General features: G+C 59.1%; 16 protein-coding genes, 1 tRNA gene and 3 pseudogenes. 7 read left to right on the top strand and 13 right to left on the bottom strand.

Going from position 1 to position 22,266, the window contains the following annotated elements; genetic code table 11:
- Positions 1–43: 43 nt before the first annotated feature.
- From A3C3_RS0124820 to guaB, 3 genes are all read right to left on the bottom strand, one after another.
- On the bottom strand, positions 44–463 hold the full coding sequence (locus A3C3_RS0124820) for an MAPEG family protein (RefSeq protein WP_022717278.1): 420 nt from the start codon (positions 461–463) through the stop codon (positions 44–46).
- Between the two features lie 67 nt (positions 464–530).
- Positions 531–1,091: a hypothetical protein gene (locus A3C3_RS0124815; RefSeq protein WP_022717277.1), complete on the bottom strand. Its 561-nt coding sequence runs from the start codon at positions 1,089–1,091 to the stop codon at positions 531–533.
- Positions 1,092–1,093: 2 nt separating this feature from the next.
- Positions 1,094–2,578 (bottom strand): IMP dehydrogenase, encoded by a 1,485-nt coding sequence (gene guaB / locus A3C3_RS0124810; RefSeq protein ID WP_022717276.1) that lies wholly within the window; start codon positions 2,576–2,578, stop codon positions 1,094–1,096.
- A 536-nt stretch (positions 2,579–3,114) separates the two neighbouring features.
- Here guaB and A3C3_RS0124800 point away from each other — a divergent pair.
- Entirely contained in the window at positions 3,115–4,536 is a 1,422-nt protein-coding gene (locus tag A3C3_RS0124800) for a DHA2 family efflux MFS transporter permease subunit (RefSeq protein WP_022717274.1), read from the top strand.
- A 6-nt stretch (positions 4,537–4,542) separates the two neighbouring features.
- On the opposite strand, the gene A3C3_RS0124795 is transcribed toward A3C3_RS0124800, so the two are convergent.
- From A3C3_RS0124795 to A3C3_RS0124785, 3 genes are read right to left on the bottom strand one after another with little or no spacing between them, the layout of a single operon-like run.
- Entirely contained in the window at positions 4,543–4,926 is a 384-nt protein-coding gene (locus tag A3C3_RS0124795) for a VOC family protein (protein ID WP_022717273.1), read from the bottom strand.
- Between the two features lie 58 nt (positions 4,927–4,984).
- The gene (locus A3C3_RS0124790; RefSeq protein ID WP_022717272.1) at positions 4,985–5,704 is read right to left on the bottom strand and encodes an RlmE family RNA methyltransferase; all 720 of its coding nucleotides are present in this window, start codon (positions 5,702–5,704) and stop codon (positions 4,985–4,987) included.
- Positions 5,705–5,711: 7 nt separating this feature from the next.
- Positions 5,712–7,289, bottom strand: coding sequence for a Ppx/GppA phosphatase family protein (locus A3C3_RS0124785; RefSeq protein ID WP_028739962.1), 1,578 nt, complete (start codon positions 7,287–7,289; stop codon positions 5,712–5,714).
- Positions 7,290–7,534: 245 nt separating this feature from the next.
- Between A3C3_RS0124785 and A3C3_RS0124780 the strand changes: the two genes are divergently transcribed.
- Positions 7,535–7,608, top strand: a tRNA-Gln gene (locus A3C3_RS0124780).
- A gap of 56 nt (positions 7,609–7,664) precedes the next feature.
- Here A3C3_RS0124780 and A3C3_RS47275 read toward each other — a convergent pair.
- From A3C3_RS47275 to A3C3_RS41740, 4 genes and pseudogenes are all read right to left on the bottom strand, one after another.
- Positions 7,665–7,882: pseudogene (locus A3C3_RS47275) on the bottom strand (hypothetical protein); the annotation flags it as partial.
- Positions 7,883–7,954: 72 nt separating this feature from the next.
- A complete protein-coding gene (locus A3C3_RS45460; RefSeq protein ID WP_145611911.1) occupies positions 7,955–8,176 on the bottom strand; it encodes a hypothetical protein in 222 nt (73 codons plus the stop codon).
- Positions 8,177–8,180: 4 nt separating this feature from the next.
- A complete protein-coding gene (locus A3C3_RS0124770) occupies positions 8,181–9,923 on the bottom strand; it encodes an adenylate/guanylate cyclase domain-containing protein (protein WP_022717271.1) in 1,743 nt (580 codons plus the stop codon).
- Between the two features lie 184 nt (positions 9,924–10,107).
- Positions 10,108–11,135 (bottom strand): annotated as a pseudogene (locus A3C3_RS41740) (amino acid ABC transporter substrate-binding protein).
- A gap of 650 nt (positions 11,136–11,785) precedes the next feature.
- On the opposite strand from A3C3_RS41740, the gene A3C3_RS0124755 reads away from it, so the two are divergent.
- The 3 genes and pseudogenes from A3C3_RS0124755 to A3C3_RS43965 form a co-directional block, all read left to right on the top strand.
- A complete protein-coding gene (locus A3C3_RS0124755; protein ID WP_084797019.1) occupies positions 11,786–12,217 on the top strand; it encodes a serine hydrolase in 432 nt (143 codons plus the stop codon).
- Positions 12,218–12,320: 103 nt separating this feature from the next.
- A complete protein-coding gene (locus A3C3_RS0124750; RefSeq protein ID WP_233450651.1) occupies positions 12,321–12,602 on the top strand; it encodes a GYD domain-containing protein in 282 nt (93 codons plus the stop codon).
- Between the two features lie 68 nt (positions 12,603–12,670).
- Positions 12,671–12,816, top strand: a pseudogene (locus A3C3_RS43965) (DUF2277 family protein); the annotation flags it as partial.
- Between the two features lie 272 nt (positions 12,817–13,088).
- Here A3C3_RS43965 and A3C3_RS39200 read toward each other — a convergent pair.
- A complete protein-coding gene (locus A3C3_RS39200; RefSeq protein ID WP_022717267.1) occupies positions 13,089–16,607 on the bottom strand; it encodes a DUF3427 domain-containing protein in 3,519 nt (1,172 codons plus the stop codon).
- A 1,036-nt stretch (positions 16,608–17,643) separates the two neighbouring features.
- Between A3C3_RS39200 and A3C3_RS0124735 the strand changes: the two genes are divergently transcribed.
- Entirely contained in the window at positions 17,644–17,910 is a 267-nt protein-coding gene (locus A3C3_RS0124735; protein ID WP_022717265.1) for a hypothetical protein, read from the top strand.
- Between the two features lie 599 nt (positions 17,911–18,509).
- Here A3C3_RS0124735 and A3C3_RS0124730 read toward each other — a convergent pair.
- Positions 18,510–19,139, bottom strand: a complete 630-nt coding sequence (locus A3C3_RS0124730; protein WP_022717264.1) for a hypothetical protein — start codon at positions 19,137–19,139, stop codon at positions 18,510–18,512.
- A gap of 29 nt (positions 19,140–19,168) precedes the next feature.
- Positions 19,169–20,563, bottom strand: coding sequence for a selenium-binding family protein (locus A3C3_RS0124725; RefSeq protein WP_022717263.1), 1,395 nt, complete (start codon positions 20,561–20,563; stop codon positions 19,169–19,171).
- A 573-nt stretch (positions 20,564–21,136) separates the two neighbouring features.
- On the opposite strand from A3C3_RS0124725, the gene A3C3_RS0124715 reads away from it, so the two are divergent.
- A complete protein-coding gene (locus A3C3_RS0124715; protein WP_022717261.1) occupies positions 21,137–22,231 on the top strand; it encodes a branched-chain amino acid ABC transporter substrate-binding protein in 1,095 nt (364 codons plus the stop codon).
- The last annotated feature ends 35 nt before the right edge of the window (positions 22,232–22,266 follow it).

Genomic DNA, 22,266 nt, shown 5'->3' with positions numbered 1-22,266 from the left:
GAGAAGATAGGTCAGGCTACGATAACGCAGGAACAAAACTGCGTTACCCGCTGAAGGCCATCCAGCCGGCAAGCCACGCCCACATGGCACCAAGCACGACGTATCCGGCAGCAAAGAGCGGACCGCGGAAGCGCATGCGGTTGCTCGTCACGTGCACGAAAGCGTGGGCATACCGCAATGCCACGAAGATCCAGGCGAGCACGAGGGCGCCCAGATTGTCGGCCTCGGTAATGTAAAGCAGGATGCAGCAAACATAAAAGAGAACCGGCAGCTCGAACTGATTGGCGATGCTGTTCTTGACGAAAAGGCTTTCCGGCGGCTCGCTGCGGTTTTCGCGATAGTCCGAAAGCTTCACATTGCCGGCTTGCACCGCCTTGCGGCGGCGGACGCTGAGCAGCATGTAGAGGCCATAGACCAGCGCGACATGGGCAATAATGGGCCAGAACATTTCGTAGCCGGTCATGGTGTCTCCTCTGCGGCTTCTCTCATATTTTTCAAAGCAGTAGAGGAAAGTTCCGGCACTTTCCAGCCTATCGCCCGTCGACACCGCCGGGGGTCAGACGGATCAGGACGAAACGAAGGATGACGATTGCCGAGACGGCGAGTGCTGCGAATTTCAGCTTTGTCATCCAGGGCAGCAATGCGGCGGCGGATGCTGCGGCGCTGCTGTCACCGAAAGCAATCAGGCTGGAGAGATTCTCGGCATAATCAGCAAAGCAGTAGATGAACGGCAGAGCGTAGATCGCCTTGATGAAAGCTGGATGCATCGGTTTACCGAAATAGCTGCCGCCCGGCTGGAGCTTCAGAACAATCGTGAAGAGAAGCATCGTCATCAGCGCCGGCAGGACGAGCTCCGGGCCAAGATACATGCTCCGCAGCAGCGCACGCGCGACATCGTTTTCGCTCAGCACATTCTGCATGGCGGTAACCGTAGGCTGATCATAGCCGGTGAAATAGGTGTCGAGCACCGTTTTGCCGGTCTCATGCCGGAATGGCAGGACGAAGCCGAAGGTCGTCCATGCCAACGCTGCGAGGCACAGAATGGCAAGCAGCCCGATCATCCAGGAGGGTATCCGGCTGCCCGCAGTCACGATCAGGCGCCTACGCCCGGATAGTTCGGGCTCTCGCGTGTAATCGTCACGTCATGGGCATGGCTTTCTCGAAGGCCGGCACCGGAGATGCGCACGAAGGTCGCGCGTTCCTGGAACTCCTTGATATCCTTGCCGCCGACATAACCCATCGCTGCCCTCAGGCCGCCCGTGAGCTGGTGCAGGACGCCGGAGACCGGACCCTTATAAGGAACCTGGCCTTCGATGCCCTCCGGCACAAGCTTCAGGGTGTCGCGGACTTCCGCCTGGAAGTAGCGGTCTGCCGAGCCGCGCGCCATGGCGCCGACCGATCCCATGCCGCGATAGGCTTTGAAGGAGCGGCCCTGATAGAGATAGACTTCGCCCGGGCTTTCATCGGTACCGGCGAGCAGCGAGCCGATCATGACGGCAGAAGCGCCGCAAGCCATCGCCTTGGCAAGGTCGCCCGAGAACTTGATGCCGCCGTCGGCTATGACCGGAATATCCTGAGCGCGCGCGGCTTCGACAGCCGACATGATGGCGGCGAGTTGCGGCACGCCGACACCGGCGACAATGCGCGTCGTGCAGATCGAGCCTGGGCCGATGCCGACCTTGACGGCATCCGCGCCGGCATCGATCAGTGCCTTGGTGCCGTCCGAGGTCGCGACGTTGCCGGCCATGATGCGAACCGAGTTGGACAGCTTCTTGACGCGGGTGACGGCATCGAGAACACGCTGCGAATGGCCGTGCGCAGTATCGACGACGAGCAGATCGACGCCGGCTTCGATCAGGCGCTCGGCACGCTCGAAGCCATCATCGCCGACGCTGATGGCGGCGGCAGCGCGAAGACGGCCTTGCGCATCCTTGGAAGCGTTCGGGTTCAGCTGCGACTTTTCGATATCCTTGACGGTGATGAGGCCAACGCAGCGGCCTTCCGGATCGACGACCAGCAGCTTTTCGATGCGGTGCGAATGCAGCAGGCGCTTGGCCTCCTGCTGATCGACGTTCTCCTTGACCGTGACGAGGTTGTCTCGCGTCATCAGCTCGTGGACCTTCTGGGCCGGATCGGAGGCAAAGCGGACGTCGCGGTTGGTCAGGATGCCCACGAGGCGGCCCGACTTCTCAACGACCGGAATGCCGGAAATTCCGTGCGTCTTCATCAGAGACAGCGCTTCGGCAAGCGTCGCATCCGGGCCGATCGTCACCGGATTGATGACCATGCCGCTTTCGAACTTCTTGACTTGCCGAACCTGCTCGGCCTGCTCGATCGGAGTCAGATTGCGATGAATGACGCCGAGACCGCCGGCCTGCGCCATGGCGATCGCCAATCGGCTTTCGGTGACGGTATCCATCGCGGAGGAGAGGATCGGGATGTTCAGGTCGATATCGGTCGCGATGCGCGTTGCGATGTTCGTCTGACCGGGCATGACCTCGGAGTGACCGGGCTGCAAGAGCACGTCGTCGAAGGTGAGCGCGTCCGCTCCGGTTGCCGTTTCTATGATGCGAGCCATGGCCAATTTCCTTCAATTAAGAAAAATGCGACCCACCCGGAACGAATCGTCCGCACCGGCGGTGTGCAAGGGTTGCTTTGGAAGTTGGCGAGGGCTCGTAACACGTCTATGACAGGAAGGGAATAGCAAAATGCCCGGCGCATGCACCGGGCGCGTAATGGCTGCCATGCGCCTGGATCAGATGTCGAACTGGTAGGTCTTCGGCACGAAACGGTAGCCCGTTCTTAAATAGCCGGCCGAAAATGCCTGCAGCAAAAAGCGTGGCCGCTTGCCAACCAAACTGCCATATATCCATTCTCCAATAACGGCGGTGGTCGCGACGCGCCGGCCTCTCGATCTCCGTCCGGGATCCCTGCTGCGGCGGCTCGAACCTAAGTCGATTTTGAAAGGAAAAGTTGCCGGGAACCGCCGTCTCACGCACACGTGATGCAAACCTGTAACTCCCGCAGTTTCAGGGATTGGCAGAGGCGGCAACTGGGACTACACAGCACGGGCTCCCGAGCCATCCTCCCAAGAGTCGCCCAAGGCTTTTGCCTATGAACCGCATTGTTCCGCTGATCCTCGCCGTCGCGCTCTTCATGGAGCAGATGGATTCCACGGTCATTTCGACGGCGCTGCCCGCGATCGCCAGCGACCTTAATGTCGGGCCGATTACGCTGAAGCTGGCGCTGACTTCCTACATGGTGTCGCTTGCGGTTTTCATTCCAGTCAGCGGCTGGATGGCGGACAGGTTCGGTGCCAAGCGCATCTTCCGGCTTGCGATCTGCGTCTTCGTCATCGGCTCGATTTTTTGTGCAGCATCTTCCAATCTGGTCGAGTTCGTCTTCGCCCGCTTCCTGCAAGGCATGGGCGGCGCGATGATGACGCCGGTCGGCCGGCTCGTTCTCCTGCGCACCACCCAGCGGAGCGAACTGGTTTCCGCCATGGCGTTGCTGACGATTCCCGCCCTTGTCGGTCCGCTGGCCGGTCCGCCGCTCGGCGGCTTCATCACCACTTATTTCAGCTGGCACTGGATCTTCCTGATCAATGTGCCGGTCGGCATCATCGGCGTCTGGCTTGCGACAATCTTTCTGCCGGAGGTTGAAGCAACGATGCCGCCGAAACTGGACTTCACCGGTTTCATTCTGACCTCGCTTTCCGCCGCGGGTGTCGTTTTCGGCCTCTCGGTCGTAAGCCTTCCGGCGCTGCCGCCGGCCATCGGTGTCACATCCACTTTGACCGGCTTCCTTTGCGGCTATCTTTATGTGCGTCACGCCAAGCGCCACCCAGCCCCGATCCTGAACCTGAACCTCTTCCGCAACCCGACCTTCCGCACTGCGACGACGGGCGGCAACCTGTTCCGCATCTGCGTCGGCGCCATGCCCTTCCTGACGCCGCTGATGCTGCAGCTCGGCTTTGGCCTGACACCGTTCCAGTCCGGCCTCATTACCTTTTCCGGTGCAATCGGCGCGATCACGACCAAATTCATGGCGCGGCGCGTTTTCGCCGCCACCGGCTTCCGCACGACGCTTCTTTCGGCAGCCGCGGTCACGACGATCGTCACAATCACGACAGGCTTCTTCACACCCGCAACGCCACATCTCGTCATCATCACGGTGTTGCTCATCGGTGGCTTCTCGCGATCGTTCATGTTCACCGGCGTGAACGCGCTGGCCTTTGCGGACATTGAGGATCGAGAAGCAAGCCAGGCCACATCGATGAGCTCCGTGATGCAGCAGATCAGCCTCGCGCTCGGCGTTGCCGTGGCGGCGGCGATCCTCGAGACATCCATCTATTTCAGCGGCGAGGCACTGCAGGTCGCCGACTTCCATCTGGCCTTCTACGTCATCGCCGGACTGACAGTCGTGGCGACGATTCCCTTCATCCGCATGGACAGGTATGCAGGGGCGCTGGTTTCGGGCCATCGCGCCAAGCGCATCGGCCCGGCAATCGAGACCGAGCAACCAGCGGTGAAATAAGCCCTGCTATTCGGGCTTTTCGCAGACGGCGGCAAGCTTGTTGCCGTCGGGATCGCGGATATAGGCGGCGTAGAAATTCGCATGATAGGAGCGCAAGCCGGGCTTGCCGTCATCAGTACCGCCCGCCGCGAGTGCCGCCGCGTAAAACGCATCGACATCAGCGCGCGTTTCGGCGCCGAGCGCGATCATAGAACCGTTGCCGGCGGCGGCACGGCGGCGGTTGAACGGCGTGACAATCCAGAGGCGCGAGCGGGTGTCGCCATCGGCGGAGTAGCCGATCTCCTCGTCAGAGAGACGCTGAAGCTTGTAACCGAGCACCGGCAGAACGGCGTCATAGAAGCGCCGGGCGCGCTCGATGTCATTGGTTCCGAGAGTGACGTAGAGTAGCATCAGATCGTGGCATTCCAATCCTGCAAGCCGCCATCATCGCCACAGACGAAGCCAAAGATCAAGCGTCCGCAGCATTCGTGACCGGCCTACGGCCTTTGAAGCCCTTCGCCAGCAGGAACATCTCGACCGATTCGGCACGCGAGGAAGCCGGTTTGACGTGCACCACCTGGCGGAAATGCTGCTTCAGCATGTTGAGCAATTCGCGCTCCGTGCCGCCCTGAAAGGTCTTGGCGAGGAAATGTCCGCCTTCGCCCAGAACGTCGACGGCAAAATGCGCGGCAACTTCGCAGAGATGCATCGTCCGCAGATGGTCCGTGCGGTGGTGGCCGGTCGTGGGGGCCGCCATGTCGGACATCACCAGATCCGGCGTACCGCCGACCGCTTCCATGAGCTTCGTCGGCGCGTCCGGATCGAGAAAGTCGAGCTGCAGGATCTTCACACCGGGAAGCGGCGCCATTTCCAGAAAGTCGATGGCCGCGACGCGGACATCCTCGTCGGTCGAGCCCGTCACCTTGGCGGCGATCTGCGACCAGCTGCCCGGTGCGGCGCCAAGGTCAATGATGCGGCGCGCGCCTTTGAGGATATTGTGCTTCTCGTCGATCTCCAGAAGCTTGAAGGCAGCCCGTGCCCGGTAGCCCTCAAGCTGCGCGCGCTGCACGTAGGGATCGTTGATATGGCGCTGCAGCCATTGCCGCGAGGAGGCCTTGAGCTTCTTCTTCTTGACGCGCTGGCCGAGCTTGCGGCCGGTGCGGTTGCCCGCGATCGGTGCCTTGGTCATTCTGTCCCTACCTTGCGCGCTGGCCGCGGCGGTTTCGATGGCGCCGCCAGACGCCGTCGTCCGCCATCATGTCGGTCAAGAGGCCTTCTCTCAAGCCGCGGTCGGCGACGCGCATGCGCGGGCTCGGCCAGCGGCGGCGAATCGCCTCCAGAATGGCACAGCCAGCGAGCACCAGGTCAGCGCGGTCCGGCCCGATGCAGGGATTGGCGGCACGGCTCTCGAAATCCCACGAGAGAAGCTTCGCCTGCATGGCTGAAACCTCGTCATCCGAAAGCCAGATGCCATCCACCTTGCGGCGGTCGTAGCGCGGCAGGTCGAGGTGGACGCCCGCCAGCGTCGTCACCGTGCCGGACGTGCCGATCAGGTGGAAATCGCCGGAATGTGCGACCTCGATTTCCGGGCAGTCGAACCGCGCAAGCATGCCCCCCACCTCCGATACCATGCTCTCGAAGCTCTCCGGCGTCACATGCTGCCCGCCGTGGCGCTCGGAAAGCGTGACGACGCCGACCGGCAGCGAAGTCCAGTGAGTGATGTGATTGGCAAGGCGGCTGAACCGATTCTCGCCGATGCGGATGACCGCGATCTCCGAGGAGCCGCCGCCGATATCGAAAAGCACGACGGAACGCGTTTCGCGGCCGACCAGTGACGAGCAGCCGGATACCGCAAGGCGGGCTTCCGTTTCGCGGTCGATGATCTCGAGTTCGAGGCCGGTTTCGGCGACGACGCGATCGAGGAAAATGGCGCCGTTTGCGGCCTGACGGCAGGCTTCGGTGGCGATCAGTCGCATGCGGCGGATCTCGCGGCTCTTCAGCTTTCCGGCGCAGACGCGCAGCGCATCGACGGCGCGGTCCATCGCCTCGTTGGAAAGGCGGCCGCTCGCGGCAAGCCCCTCGCCGAGGCGCACGATGCGCGAAAAGGCGTCGACGACGCGGAACTGACCCGGCCGGGTGGGCTGGGCAATCAGCAGGCGGCAGTTGTTCGTGCCGAGGTCGAGCGCGGCATAAAGTTCGTCCGGCCAGGGATGCTCGGCAGCGTGATCGCGGCGCTCGCGTTCAGGCGGCCGGCCGCCGCGATTGAAGCCATCGATTCGAGGCTCGGAATGCCCATTGGCCTTGGCTATCGTTGGGGCTCTCGCAATGGCGGGATCCCTGGCAATGGCGGCAGGCTGGGCGGTGATCCCCGGCTGGCCGACCGGCTTGCCAGGCGCCAGCGGGCGGCCCTGCAGGCCGCGCTTTCCGCGATGCTTGCGCCGGTTGCGGCGGCTGGATGAAGTGTCGCCTTCCGCCGGCGCGGCCGAAGCCGGCTTTTCATGCTGCTGGATCGCTGGGGATGCACCGTCATGCCGCTGGCCGCCGTTACCGCGGCGGCGTCGTTTGCGCTTGCGGGCCGGGTTCCCGGCTGCAGCTTCCATCGGGCGCGCTGCCTCTCCGGATGTCTCGGAGGAGGCCTGCGAAGCGGCATGGGGCGCGTTGCGGGACTGACCGCCCCGTTTGCCCTTCCGGCGCCGGGATTTCTTGCCGTCCCTGCGCACCGCCGCTGACGCCCCGTCAACTTGCGGCTTTGCGCCGCCTTCGGGGTCTTCCACGTTCGTTTTCCACGCGCCGCGCAAGTCCATGACGGTATGCAGCAGGCGCTCATTAGATTTTTGCGTTGCCGCGAGAATACCAGCGCGATGCAAAATCGCCAAATTCTTTTTGGATTCAAAAATCGAGACCTGCTTGACCTCACCGATTAGGGTGCAGAAATTTTTCCAAACAGTATTTGCATTCCTCCGGCTTTTGTTTATAAGCGCCGCACACCAGCGGAGCCGCTTTGCCGGCCGCGCCCTGCTGGGGAATAGTTCAATGGTAGAACAGCGGACTCTGACTCCGTCGATCTTGGTTCGAATCCAGGTTCCCCAGCCAATCAACCATTTGAAAAACATATAGAAAATGGGACATGGTTGTTGCCCCATCGAGTTTCATGTTGCATTTTTCAGCTTTGTGTCGCGCATCAAATTGACCGCACCTGACAGGGCTTTTTCAGCCTCTGCCAAGCTTCCGAATCGTCTTGCGATGGGAACAAGTGAGAGTAAGCGTCGAGGGTCTGAGCAATATTGCTGTGTCCCATCCGCTCCTGAACCAGGTTCGCAGATAGTTCTAAGCCGCCGTCAACCTTCCGATTGATGCACCAAGTCGCTACCTTCAATGGCCTTCGCCATGACCGGAGCAGAGTTTATGTCATCGAAGAGCGAATTTAACGTCGGCTACGCTATTGGCGTCGTCGAGGCGTGAGATGTGGGGAATGATCTTTGTCGCGCTCGTCATGGCTATTGTGTTCGCCGAAGTGATCAAAGAAGATGGCGCAATAGCTCCATAAGCGCACCTGAAGGGGATTTTTTGCTTCCTGAATCGCGGTTATCGGGCAGCAGTCCTCGATCCGCCCATACGACAGCTTCATCACGTCCTTTGCGATAATGGTGGAGTTGACCACCGATCTACTCCGGCAAGCCTGCTAGTCGCAATCCTTCGACATATTTGGCGAGGAGTGCCTTGTCACGATAGGGCGCGCGGGAGGTGTATCGCTCAATCGAGAAATCTGGATTAATTTTCAGCAGTTCGCTCGCTGCGCGGCGTGCGTCCTCCAGTCGTCCCAGTTGAGCATATGTCGCCGCTAGCAATCGGTAAGCAGGTCCTGGCTCCGTCATTTTTTCCAAAAGAGACAACGCACCAAGATAGTCTCCGGAAAGATACTTGCTGGCGGCAATGTCCCAGAGGTACCAATCGGGCCGGCTTGGATTAAGCCGGACGGCCAGCTCTCCGATCCTGATCGCGTCTTCAAGGCGCCCGAGATAACCCAAGGCATCACAGTACTCTGCGAGGAGATCACAGTTATAAGGTGCCAACTCGCGAGCCCGTTCGTAGCAGCCTATAGCCCGTTCAGCCTCCCCCCTCCACAGGTGGATGACGCCAAGCGCCCAGTGAACATCGGCTTCGTTGGGATTGAGTTGCAGGGCCTTGCTCGCCCATGCAGACGCAGTAGCCAGCGCGGTATCAATGTCGGCCCTTTGATTCCATTTCAGCTTCCGTAGCTCGATCCAGGCAAGCCCCAAATATGGACGCGGGTAGCTCGGATCATCATCGATCGCGGCGACGAACATCTCCTTCGCAAGTCCGACGTCCTCGGGATTGAAGCTTTGTTGAAGATGCTTCCCTCGCAGATAAAAGTCATACGCCTTTAGTGCCGTTGCCGGTTTGGCCAGAACGCGTTGACGTTCAGCCTCTTCAATCTTGACGTTCAGTGCGGCGGGGATCGATTGAGCCAGCTCGTCTTGGATATAAAACACGTCGACAAGGTCGAAGTCGTATTTTTCTGCCCAGACGTGTTCGCGTAGAATATTGGTCAGGCTGGCATTAACCCTGACACGATTGCCGAGCCGCCTCACACTGCCCTTGAGGGTGTAAAAGTTAGTCGGACCGTCATGCCGGGGTTCTAAACGGGGCGGTTGAACGATCACGTTCAGCCTCGAGAAGCGCGATAAAGCGGCCACGACGTCCTCCGTTAAACCGGACGCAAAATATTCCTGATCTGGATCGCCGCTCAGATTTGAAAACCGTGAAACATAAAGGATCGTTCTGTTCGGCTTGAAAACTGGATCAGCTTGTATGGTCATCGCTGGCACTGCGGCAGAGGCGGGGGAACTTTCGGATTCCGGTGTTTCGCGATCACCGACAATGACGTTGAAGATGCGGAGCGGACGTTCAATGTTTTTCAACGTTTGCTCACCTGCATCCTCAAAGCCAATGCCCAGACGGTTTCCCAATGTGTCCCGCACCGATGCGGACACCGCGATACCTCCGGGCCTTGCGATGTTCTCGATACGAGCTGCAACGTTCACGCCGTCGCCATAGACGTCGTCGTCTTCAAAAAGGATGTCTCCGATATTGATTCCGATCCGAAATTCTATTCGTCGATCGGGCGAAACATCCGAATTCCTCGTCCGCATTTCTCGCTGGATTCCGACGGCGCAGAGAACCGCCTCTTCTGCGGTCCGGAACTCGGTCAGCATTCCGTCGCCGACGAGCTTAATGGTGCGGCCATGATGCAGAGCGATCTTGACATCGAGGAGTTCATGTCGGTGCCGCTTGAGAGCCGAAAGGGTGCCTCTCTCGTCGATGCCCATCAGGCGGCTGTAGCCGACTACATCAGACGCCATGATGACGGAAAGCTTCTGTTCCATCGCCACCCCGAGTCACTGACTTAACTATCAACTACATAGCACATCCACACCGCCGAAGCATCGCCCTTGATGACTGGAAATCGGATGCCAGTCGGACATCGGGGCTGCCGCATACGGTGACCGAGTTTTATTCTCGACCTTTAGGGCTCATCGACTGGTTCGGTACGCTGGAGCCCTATTTCGGCTAGCGGATGGGCGGAGCGTACTGGATGCCGCCCTTGTTCCACAAGGCATTGAGACCTCGCTTGATCTTGAGCGGGCTGCCTTGGCCGAGATTGCGCTCGAAGACTTCGCCATAGTTACCGACGCCTTTAATCACGTAGTAGGCCCAGTCGTTGGTCAGGCCGAGATCGGTGCCGATCCTGGTGCCGGCTTCAGAGCCGAGGAATCGCTTGATGTCCGGGTTCGGCGAGTTCTTCATATCGTCGACGTTCGCCTGGGTAATGCCGAATTCCTCAGCGTTGATCAGCGCGTAAGCCGTCCAGGAAACGATGTCGAACCACTGGTCGTCACCTTGGCGGACGGCGGGGCCGAGCGGCTCCTTGGAGATAATTTCCGGAAGAACTACGTGCTCACCGGGGTTCCTGAAGTTCAGAAGCCAGATGTACAAGCCGGACAGGTCTGTTGTGTACACGTCGCAACGACCCGCCTCATAGGCCGTAAAAAGGCTTCCTCCTTCTCGAACACGATAGGTCGGTAGTCCAGCTTGTTGGACTTGAAGAAATCGGCGAGGTTGAGCTCGGTGGTCGTGCCCGCCTGGACGCAGACCTCTGTGCCTGAAAGCTCGAAGGCAGACTTCACGTTCAGGGACTTGTGAACCATGAAACCCTGACCGTCGTAGTAGGTGATCGCGCGGAAATTGAAGCCTAGACTGGAGTCCCGACTGGCTGTCCAGGTCGTGTTTCTCGACAGAAGATCGACTTCGTCGGACTGGAGCGCAGGAAATCGGTCGATAGCGGTCAGCGGCTGGTATCTGACCTTGTTGGGTGCGCCGAAGATGGCAGATGCGACTGCCTTGCAGAAGTCGACGTCAAACCCTGCCCAGTTTCCGGAGGCATCGGGCGCAGAAAAGCCGATGAACCCGGAGTTGATGCCGCATTTGACATAACCTTTTGCCTTGATGTCATCGAGCATCGTCGCATGGCCAACGCCAGAGATCGAGATGAGGACCGCGGACACAGTGATAGCGTCGCGAAGTTTGATGCGGGTCATGTCATCTCCTTCCAGTTGATACCGAGCTAGCAACTATGCCCGCTACCTGCTGATCCGATCTTGATCGCTGCGACTGGCGCTAGCGGAGGCGGCCAGGCTCCTTGGCCGGGGGTAACTTGTGAAATAGCCCCGGCCTTACGTTCTAAGATGAATCTCGAAGTCGTTGATGGGCGCAGCTGCCCTGTGAGTGGATGCGGGCCCGCGCGCATCGGATCAACGCGAGCCCTTTTCGCACCGCGCGACAGGGACTCTGCTCCTCCCCGACACGCACCAGGAGAATGACAGACCAGCAAAAGACAGCAAACTACCTAAAACTGGTTAGGTCATTCCTTTGCGCCCTCTGCGCCGGGCTGTTCAGAAGCCGAATGCCTCTTTCTCAGGGCGTCAACGATCTCCATAGCGGTGGCTTCATCAAGGCGTTTGAGCGGGAGAGTTTCAGCAATGACAGCGACCTTGTGCGTCTGTGCATCGACAATCGACCACTTGCCATCCCCGTCGTGCCTGTTCAAAGGATGAGGAAGCGGAAAAAATTTCCGCTTCCCTGACGGAACAGCCTCACTCCTCGCCGAAGAAGTCCTCGTCCAGCCGCTTAAACTCGACGACACGATACTTTCGGCGACACTTATACTTTCGCTTCAAGCACTGCCACTCTGGCGGAGTATCTGGCCCGCAATCCAACGACGGGGTTACTGATAGCGCACGACCAGACCATATTGTACGAACACTACCAATATGGCCCCACCAATCACGACCGATTTCTTTCGCAATCGATGGCAAAAACCATAACTGCCATGCTGATTGGAATTGCGATCTCGGAAGGTGCGATCCACTCTGTAGATGACACGGTGCAAACCTACGTGCCCGAGCTGACGGGTAAAGAGATCGGCAAGACGCCGATCCAGGCTTTTCTCCACATGGCGTCCGGCATCGCTTTCACGCAGAGCTCTCAAGGAGCTGATGACCGCACGAGCGACGACGCGAGGCTCGATAGAGAACTTTTCGGGAAAGACAAAATCAGCACCATCGACCAATCTAGCGCTCTGCGGTCCGACGCTCGTCTAACGCCAAGTTTTTTGAGATAATAAGTATTGGGCAGATCACCCGATCTGCCCAATTATCGAGGGAGGATGTCCTATGCCACTTTTCGTAACAACAGGGTGCTATACAGCCACGTCAGCGAAGGGAATGATTGACAATCCATCGAACCGAGAAAAGGCGGCCCGTGGCGTCATGGAAGCAGCGGGCGGGAAACTGCATTCTTTCTACCTCACGACCGGCGAAACCGACTGGATGGCAATCACGGAATTCGACGATGGTGCTGACCTGATCCCCGCACTTCTCGTCGTCAGCGCATCGGGAGCCGTATCGAATGTCAAAACCGTGCGAGCCTACACGGGCGCGGAATTCAAGGCTGCGCAAGAGAAGGCGGGCACAATCGCATCTTCCTACAAGCCCCCGGCAAAATAAGCAGACCACTGGTTGAAACATCTCTGGCAGCGGATCGAACCTCCGCTGCCAGAAACGATGTGATGGCGCGCAATGAGGCCGCATTCGAGCGCGTCAGTTCGATCGCGGCATGTCCCGCGAGCTGCTCGATTCGCTGGAGACCTCTCAACCTCCTCGCGATCGCGAGGAAGTAGCGGCAAAGGCGCGCGCGAGAACGGCGATCCGGTTCGCGTAAGAGAGTCCGTCAGCGCACAGGAGATCATCTCAGTCAGGTCTCAAGTTGGCCCGTTTGCGGTGTTGAGAAGAGCTTAGAAGATTTGCAGCACTCCAGCCGTCCAGCCCTGTCGCTAGCGACGTCTGCTTTCGGGCCGCGTCCAAGTTGGTCTCTACGGCCGCCATGAAGGCGCTCAGCTGCCGCGGCGTCTCGGCAAGTTGACCTAAAAGACGGAAATCATTTCCGCATTTGCGCACACAGCCCGCCGCCTAATCGACCCATCAGCGTTCTGTTCAGCTCTTCAGCTGTGACAGAAGCGTCAGTGGGACCGCCTCCCGCAGTCGCCATGTCACGGTAATCGGCATCTCGCCTGTCCAGGTTTCGAAATCCACTTCGCCACAATAGATAAACGGTGCCGGCTTGGGCCCGATCTTCTTCGTCTTGCGGACGAGCAAGTGGATGTGAAGACCCAGTGCTTGATGGTCGCGGATCATCTCGCCATGCTTCGATTGTTGCTTGGTCCTGTTCTGGCTTTGCCAGGAGAATTCCGTGGCTGAGGTGAAGTGATCAGTATAGCGGTGCTCGTCCATCATCCCCTCCTTCTCCAAGGTGACGAGCAGAAAGATGTGAGGCGGTTTCGGCACGAAACCAGCGTTCCACGTCGCCTGATCGAAGGTTAGGCCAAAGACCGGGGGGATAGCCTCGCGCAAATAGCGTTCCCAAAGCCGAAGGCTGGCCTGTGCCTGGCTCTGTGCGCCCATCGGCCCCATGCGCCAGACATCGCTTTGGAACCGGAATCGGACACGATCGCCTTTGCCTGGCAGTCCGGCATCGTCGCCGAACCACCCGCGAAGGATGGTGGGCAACTGGTTGGACGGATCGCCGGCTCTTCGCACAACGTTAATCGCGATCTTGGCAACTGTTGCCTCCATCGGCTGATCGTCTACAATAACGTCCAAGGGACCCTCCGGCAGCGGTCCCGCCCCCGACGTATTCGGGAGGAATAGGATAGGTTGGCCGCTCGTGTTTCGGGCGACGCGGCAAACGGCATCCGCCCGTTCGTTGGGGCCACCGCTCCTGCTTAGATATTGCGCGAGACGCCAATCGAGGATTTCCCGCAAAAGTTGGCTGAACGTCTCTCTGTCCCGTGTCGCTCTTACTAAGCGGAATTGATCTTCTCCCAAAATAAAATAGGGAGCGCCGTCGCTATCCCGCAGCTTCGTCAGGACATCGATCGGAAACCTTAGCAGGAGCGATTTAAGCGCTTTCCGATCCGCGAGATCGACAGAGAAATCCTGCTGAAGCTTGTGGACTCGAGAGGCCACCTGCGCGACGCGCTCGACGAGCTCATCGACGGTACAGCGGTCCCGCACGGTCTCCTCATCGAACAGTGCGAGAAGCGTCACGAGCTTGTAGCTTCGGGTTAGTTCGGTCTTCTCCATCTCCTGAAAGAAATCCCGATGCTCCAGCCAGGTCCATCGTTCCAGATCGTCCAACCCACGCATGCGTTCCACGAAACCAATCCAGGAACGTTCGCTGCTGCTTCTTGGATTGTTACCTGAGTGGAAAACCTCTGACGCCGTTGGGCGGACGCCATGCCGCTCCAGGAAGTCGCGGTAAAAGTCTTCCAGTGCATTCTCGGTGCTGGCTGGTTTCACCAGCATGCGCAGTATGTCGAGCGCCTCGAGGTCGTAGGTCACTTCACAACCGGTGGGCAGATTGATCTGATCGCCTTGCAGCCGTTCCAGGAGCTCGCGGATATGGCCACCAGAAGACGCATCGACATTCGCAATCGAGGCGATCGCACGCAACTTCGTGAGGAAGATACGATGGTTGCCGATATAGTCGATGACAACGAGACGCTTCTTGTTTGCGGATTTTCGCAAACCGCGGCCGAGCTGTTGCAGCCAGATTATAGTCGATTCCGTTGGCCGCAACATCAACACGGTATCGATACTTGGGACATCGACACCTTCGTTGAACATGTCAACGGCAAACACTACCTCGAGTTCGCCCGCTTCCAGTCTCTGCAGCGACGTAGCCCGAGGTGCGGAGTTGATGCCGGAATGGACGGCGACGGCCGGCACGCCGTGGCGGTTGAAGAAGTCGGCCATGAAATCGGCATGTGTCTGGGAGCAGCAGAAGCCGATGCACTTCGTCCCGCCGCGCAGTCGGTACTGTTCGAGCGCGTTCTGGGCTCGTGCTTCTGTGGCGACAGCAGCGGTGAGTTCTGTCATGTCGAACTGCGCGCTGCGCCAGGGGATGTTTCGATAATCTACATTGTCCGGGATGCCGAAGTAATGAAAGGGGCAGAGATGCCCGGCTTCTATCCCCAGATGGACACCGGCCTGGAAGACGAGGTTCTCTTGGCACAGACCGAGGAGATCAGCTCCATCGCTCCGCTCGGGCGTCGCCGTCAGACCGAGGAGGAACTTTGGTTCGAAGTAAGCGATGATGCGTCGGTAGGTGGTCGCTGCTGCGTGATGGAATTCATCGATGACGATATAATCGAAGGTGTCCGGTCGAAATTGCTTGATCTGGTTCACCTTGCCGAGAGTTTGAACGGAGGCGAAAAGGAGATCGGCATCCGTGTCCTTGTAATCGCCCGACAACCTTCCGATCCGAGCTGTCGGTCGCACGCGTCGAAATGTCTCGATCGCCTGATTGAGTATTTCCTCGCGGTGGGCGACGAAGAGGATGCGACGATATTCGAGGCGATCGCTGTCGAAGGCCGCCAGCCAAGTCTTGCCAAGACCGGTAGCGAGCACAACAAGGCCCGCAGTAAATCCGTCCTGCCGTGTGTGCTCGAGCGCTGCGAGAGCCTGCCGTTGGAGGGCGTGGGGTTCGGGAGGGGGCAGCGGCGGCTCGTATGCTAAGCCAGCATCCTTGAAGCCTAGCGGATTCCTCCGGCTTTCATAGCGGTCGATCCACTCCGGCGTGACGGAGACGGCGCTATAGGAATTGAACAGGTCTTCGAAGCCATTGGTGATCTGGGGGAAGGCCGATCGGTCGTGGCTGGAAATGACCTTGTAGTTCCACTCGATGGATGTGGTCAGCGCCGCCTCTGACAGGTTGGAACTGCCGACGAATGCCACGCCCTCCTTGCCCGATAAAAAGATATAGGTCTTGAGGTGAAATCCCTGCGCCGCAGCCTCGAAGACCCGGAACGTCAGATCGCCGTCGAGATCGGCCAGACGCCGCAGTGCCATCGGCTCCGTCACGTCCATGTAGTCGCCGACGAGAATTCGGGCTCGTCCACCGCGGGCCAGAAAATCTTTCAGATGTTCGACGATCAGTCTGGCGCCGCTATCAAGCAAAAATGCTACTGCGATGTCGCAGGCGTTCGCCTCGTCCATGTGCATGATGAGATGGGGCAGAAGGTGGTCGCTTCCACCAGTGACCAAGCGCTTTAACGCTTCGGTGCTGCTCACCTCCTGGGCTAGGTAGTTGGCCTTGTGCGGGATAACATGCCTGATGCCGCCTCTCGGATCGTCGACGTCACCTAGGTAGCGCGGAATGACGTGCAGGTGAAAATGGGAGACCGTTTGTCCTGCAGCCTCAGCCAGATTGAAACCGACGTTGTACCCATCCGACTTATGCTTTCGTTCGATCTCGATCTTTGCCCTGTCGATGTTCTGCCAGATAGCCTGCTTCTCGTCCGCTGAAAGATCGTCCCATGTCGCCGCATGCCGTCGTGGAACGATGAGGCAATGTCCCGGCGACACCGGGAAGGCGTCCCACATGGCGACGACTTGATCGTCCATAAAGGCGATGCGGCTCAGTTCGGCGGTGCAGAAAGGGCATTGGATCATCGGTAAACTATGGGCTGCGTCGCCGAAGCATCCCAGGATGGCTGATGCTTTTCCACACAATGATTTTTGAGAACCCGCCGCGTTTCGGCACCTGGCTGAGGCGCCATCCAATGTGGAACCGTGAGGTGGAAGCGCGTTCAATCTAAGGAGGAGAATTTGGATCAGCTTCGATTCAAGGTTGCTTTGGCGCAAACTTGCCGCCTCGCCGATTCACGGAGACGACCACTTCTGGCACGCGGCAGGAGCTATGACGGGAATGAGCGGTCGTTAACAAGGTGATGGCCAGACAATAACTTCGCCCCGAAAGCGGAAATTATTGCCGGTATACCCCTCCTGTTGACTGAGGCCCAAAGCCAGGGCACAAAGGTGGCATCCGCGGTCGCTCGCGACGGAAAAACAGAGGGAATTTCAAGGCTATCTTGTTAAGCCATTGAAATCATGTGAGAATCCAAGGTCTCCAGGGAGGCGCAATCTTGGCCTGTAGCGCTACTTTCTTGCGGACTAAGTACCCGAGAAAATTCTGCAGCTTTTTCAGCTATTTGGTCGCCCTTCCTTTGCGGCGCTCGCAGATCGTGGTTCTACTTCGTCGCAATGGTCGCATTAAATGCTGGCTGGGACCTGCTTTGCGCGGAAGTTATGTCCGATTTGCGCCCAGAAGTCGACGCAACGCATTTCAAGGTTAGCGGCTGGAATCGACCCGAAGACGACCTTGGCCCGCCGGATCATGAATGGCAGCCCTACGCCCACTGCCCTTTCCGACCCCCGCGCCGGATCCCGATATCTGCCACGCAGGCCCTTGCAGTTGTTGTCCGGCTGTTTGCGCATGTCCCATGTCATTAGCCACAGCCGCGTGACCGCGATCCTGGTTCATTGAGGTCGAACCGTCCGCAAGAAACGCCCTCTCCGAATCGGGCTTCCGCGCCCTTAACGGAAATAATTGACAGTCCAACCAAAACGGCGCTCCGTGGTTCGACGGCGATGGATCTTGGCACGTTTGGTTGATGCCGGCCCTCGCCGTTACGATAGGGAGGATGCAATGCCGACAGTCATTGGCCACCATAACATCTCAAAGGGAACGAAGCACTGGCTCGACTCGCCAAAGCGCAAAGAGCTTTTTGGTCCGCTCGGCGTGACCAACATACGAACATTTGTAGATCCACAAAATCCGTCTCGGGTGGCCGTTCTTATGGACGTTCCGGACATGGACGCCATGATGAAAGCTATGCAGAGCAGGGAAGCCGCGGATGCGATGGCCTTCGATGGAGTGGTGCCAGAGTCCTTGGTAATCCTGGTCGAATCGTAAAGGTGATTGCTCTGCTGGCCAGGGTTAGTAGGGTTTGGTCAGCGGTTGCCGTGCGGCTCCGGTCATTCTGGAAAGCGCCCATTATCGGCGTAGAGCCCGTTGGCCACTGGCTTCAAGAGCGGGCCCTGTGCGTGAGCGCCGACGTTGGTCTCGGTCGCGCCAAGATCAGCCGCTACAGCTTGCGCAACCTAATGTCGGCTCAAGTCAGCAAAGCAACTATTCCGCGCGTTCACGCTGGACTTCCGCTGCCACCCGATTCGGACCCTGACGTGCGAGGCCCGCTTTAGGCCCCAAGAGCGGAAATTATTTCCGTTTCCGCGCGCCGGTTGACTGAGGCCCTGAGCCAGGGCACAAAGATGGCATCCACGGTCGCCCGCGACGGAAAAACAGAGGGAATTCAAAGGCAATCTCGCTAAGCCTTTGAAATGATGTGAGAATCCAGGCTCCCCAGCCATTCACACTCACGTCGTGAACCGACCTCGTTATGTCAACGACGTAGCGTTATCTTCGCCTCTTGGATGTGCCGCTTGCGATGCCAAGCCGATCGAAGAACACCGCACGGATTGCTTCCTGACTTCAGCGCATCGTTCCCGTCTTCGCTAGACGATCAGCAGCACGGAACCAGTGCCAAGCAGTACCAGCGTCCATACGAGATCCACGTTGAGCCAGGCGCTGCGCAATATCTCGAGCCCGATCCAGTGATAGACCACCAGGGCAACGAGACTTGTAACCGCCAACATCGCAAGTGTATGGACGCCGACCGCGGCGATCGCGATGGCAGCAGACCCATCCCCGCCGATTTCGCGCAATGGTGAATCCGCGAGACAAAGTGGTATCAACGCTGGCAGGATCATCAGTCCGGCCCCATGGGCCGTCGCCATCAGGAACGACCAGAACGCCAGGCCGGCAAGCCCCGTGCGCATGCCGATACGAACGCGACGCCCGTGTCCGACGAAATGATGCCAGACAGCCCAGCCTATGAGGCCGGCTCCCGCAGCCGTGCGCACGGCAGCCTGGTCCACGAAGAGGCCGGCCGCGACCAGGACTCCAGCCACCAGTGCAATCGACACGGCGTGTCCGACGGCGATGGCGGGCACTGCCTGAACCACGGCGGCAGAACTCTGTCGGTGAACGCCAAGCGCCACGGCAAACAGCCATCCCATCGCCGGGTTGAGACCATGAAAGGCTCCGAGTCCCGCCAACAAAATCCATGGCCAGAGTTCGTTCATAGGCGCCTCATCCGGCGAACCTTCGCTCCTTAGGGATAACAATATGAATCTGACGAGCAATCCCCACCCTGGAGGCGGACCTGGTGCGGGCGATGCGATTTTGGCCATTCGATGAAGAATTTCTCGTCGAATGCAATCCCGCCGTCAGGCTCCGCGTCAAGCTTCACCATCCAGCCAGAGACGCCATCGGGATAGAACTGCTCGTCGATCGCACCGTAGAGAGAGTTGGTGAAATAGACACGGCGACCATCGCGGCTGATCTCGACCATCTGCGGGCCGCCATTCAACGCGCCATTCTTCGCTCCTGGATGTGAAGCACGCGAAACGATGCCGCCGATCCGAACCTTGCCTGTCAGCTTCGGCTTGAACGGATCGGAAACATCGTACTGATGCAGGTCGCCGGTTCCCCAGCAAGACACGTAGAGAAATCTGTCATCCATCGAAAGGTCGATGTCGGTGACGAGTGGTGGCACGGCATTGAAACCCTTCAGCATCGGCGGCAACAGGTCTGGATCGGCGGGCTCGGCCGGAATGTCGATCACCTTTGTCACCGCCCACTGGGTGCCGTCACGGTGCCAGACCCATATCGAGGAGGAGAGGTCCTCAAGACTGAGAACGCAGTTGACAAAACCATAGGCTTTGGTCGGGTCATGCGCGGGTCTAAGTTCGAATACGAGCTGATACTTGTCACCGAAATCGATCGTCTGCAGGTGCTTGCGCTTATGCAGATCCCAAAAGTGCAGACGGCGGCCGTATTTCGCACCGAGCAGGATTTCCGGGATCAGGCCGTTTTCGAACGTATCCGGCGTGCCCCACTCGCTGGTGACGAGTGTGTCGTGTCCCAGATGCCACCAGACGTCATAGGAAAGCTGTTGCGGTCCGCGATCCATTTCCCACTGGCCGCGCACCTCGAATGTTTCGTGATCCATGAGGAACACGCCGCCCGGTCCCTTACCCTCGGCATTGCCAAGTGCAGCGACATAGATCCCTTCTGGTCCGCAGTGAACGGTATGCGGCCTGGAGTAGCCGGCCCGGTCGGCGACTTCGCCGGGTTCGATGACCTTGACGATCGATGGCCTGCGGCCATCGGGCTTGGTGTCGATGATATGGATACGCGAGGATTTCAATCCCGGCACCACCAGATAGCGGCGCTCTGCATGCGGGTGCGGCGCATTCGGGCAAAGGCAGGATGAACAGGCGTTCCAGCCGAAATGATGCAGCTCGTCACCGACATTAGGCATCGCAAGCGATGTGACGATCTGACTATAGGAGGCTGATTGAGGATCGACATCGACGACCGCGAGTTCGTCGGGAACCGCTCGCGTCGGATCGAAGGCGACGACATAGGCAAGTGTCTCCGGCGCAGCCTTCATAGCCATTCGCGGTGACGGATAAAAACTTGGATCGGGTTTCCACGTTACCATGTGAAGTGCTCCTGGCTCGCGTTTGCTGAACAATATGAACGATGTTCGCTAGATGCTTGCCGACAGCCGACTCAGCGCTGCGGACGGGGCAGGATCCAAGGATGTTTCGACGAGATACAGATTCGAAACCGCCCTCTGCGGCTGAGCGAGCTGTAGAGGTAATCCTCCCTGCGTAATTGTCTCAGATAATGGCGAGTTTTGGCAGTCCCTTTTTCGCCGCCTCCCTCATCACGGCTTCCACTTCATCGCTTCATGCAAGCCGCGCCCACCATACGACAGACGTCGCGAGATTCGGCAGTTCCGCGCGGCAAGCCCCGCTGCCCGCCCTCTTCGCGACGGAGCCGCTCACGTGCTCGCCATGAACGCGCCCTGCTCGCGCCATCGACACCAAAGGCCGTATCACTCCTCAGCGCCGCATGGTATATTTTCAAGCATGGCGACTAGGCGCCGCTGGAACAGCAGATTGCTGATCGCGGCAAGTCGCAAGTGCCACATCATGACAGAGGCGCCCCGCTGCGCAGTTGCGGTACCGCTCTCGTGCACAAAATTGGTATCAAGGCGGAAGGCTGTTTCATGCACCGAATCGCCGTCGCAGTTTTCGCGCTTGCAGCCGTGGTCAGTTATTCCGCGCACGCTGAGATACTGATCGGCGTTTCAGCCGCGATGACCGGACGGCTCGCGTGGATCGGCGAACAGGGGCAGCGTGGCGCAGAGATGGCCGTGGCCGATATCAATGCGGAGGGCGGCGTTCTAGGCCAGCGAGTGCGGATCATCGCAGTCGACGACTTCTGCGATCCAGAACAAGCGGTGGCCGTCGCCAAAAAACTCGTGGCTGACGGTGTGGTTCTCGTCGTCGGGCACTACTGCTCTGGGGCCTCAATCCCGGCATCAAAGGTGTATGAGGCGGCGGGAGTTCTGCAGATTTCACCGGGGTCGACCAATCCGCTGCTGACCGAGCAAGGCCGTGCCAACGTGTTCCGCGTCATTGGTCGCGACGATGCGCAAGGCATCGTCGCCGGCAACTATCTGGCCGATCATTGGGGCAACAAGAAAATTGCGATCCTTCACGATGGCACCACCTATGGCAGGGGCCTTGCCGATGAGACGAAAAAGCAGTTGAAAAAGCGGGGCATGACCGACACGATCTACGAGGCGTACAGTCCTGAGAAGAACGACTATTCGATTGAAATCGCTGCACTAAAGGCTGCAAAAGTCGCTGTGGTATATGTCGGCGGTTATCATGCTGAAGTTGCGCTGATGGTTCGCGCTGCACACGACCAAGGCTACGCCGTTCAGTTCATCTCAGGCGATGCCCTGGCGACCGAGGAATTTGCGCTGATCGCCGGTCCAGCCGCTGAGGGAACTCTCTTCACGTTCTCCGCGGACGCCCGGCGGACACCCCAAGCGGCCCGGGTGGTGGAGCGGTTCCGTGCAGAAAACTTCGAACCCGCAGGCTATACGCTGCTGAGCTACGGCGCCGTTCAGGCCTGGGCGCAGGCGCTCAAGGAAGCCGGTTCGCTGGAGGTGCACGAGGTGATTGCTTCATTGCGCGGCCACTCGTTTGATACTGTATTGGGCCGTATCGACTTTGACGACAAGGGCGACCTCACGGTTCAGAGCTGGGTATGGTATATCTGGAAGGGTGGCGAATACGTGCCATTGGAATAACGCAACGCTGATCACTGCCGATCGCGTTCGAGAAA

The sequence above is a fragment of the Rhizobium mongolense USDA 1844 genome, from assembly GCF_000419765.1.
Taxonomy (GTDB): domain Bacteria; phylum Pseudomonadota; class Alphaproteobacteria; order Rhizobiales; family Rhizobiaceae; genus Rhizobium; species Rhizobium mongolense.
This window is presented reverse-complemented; position numbering and strand designations above follow the sequence as displayed.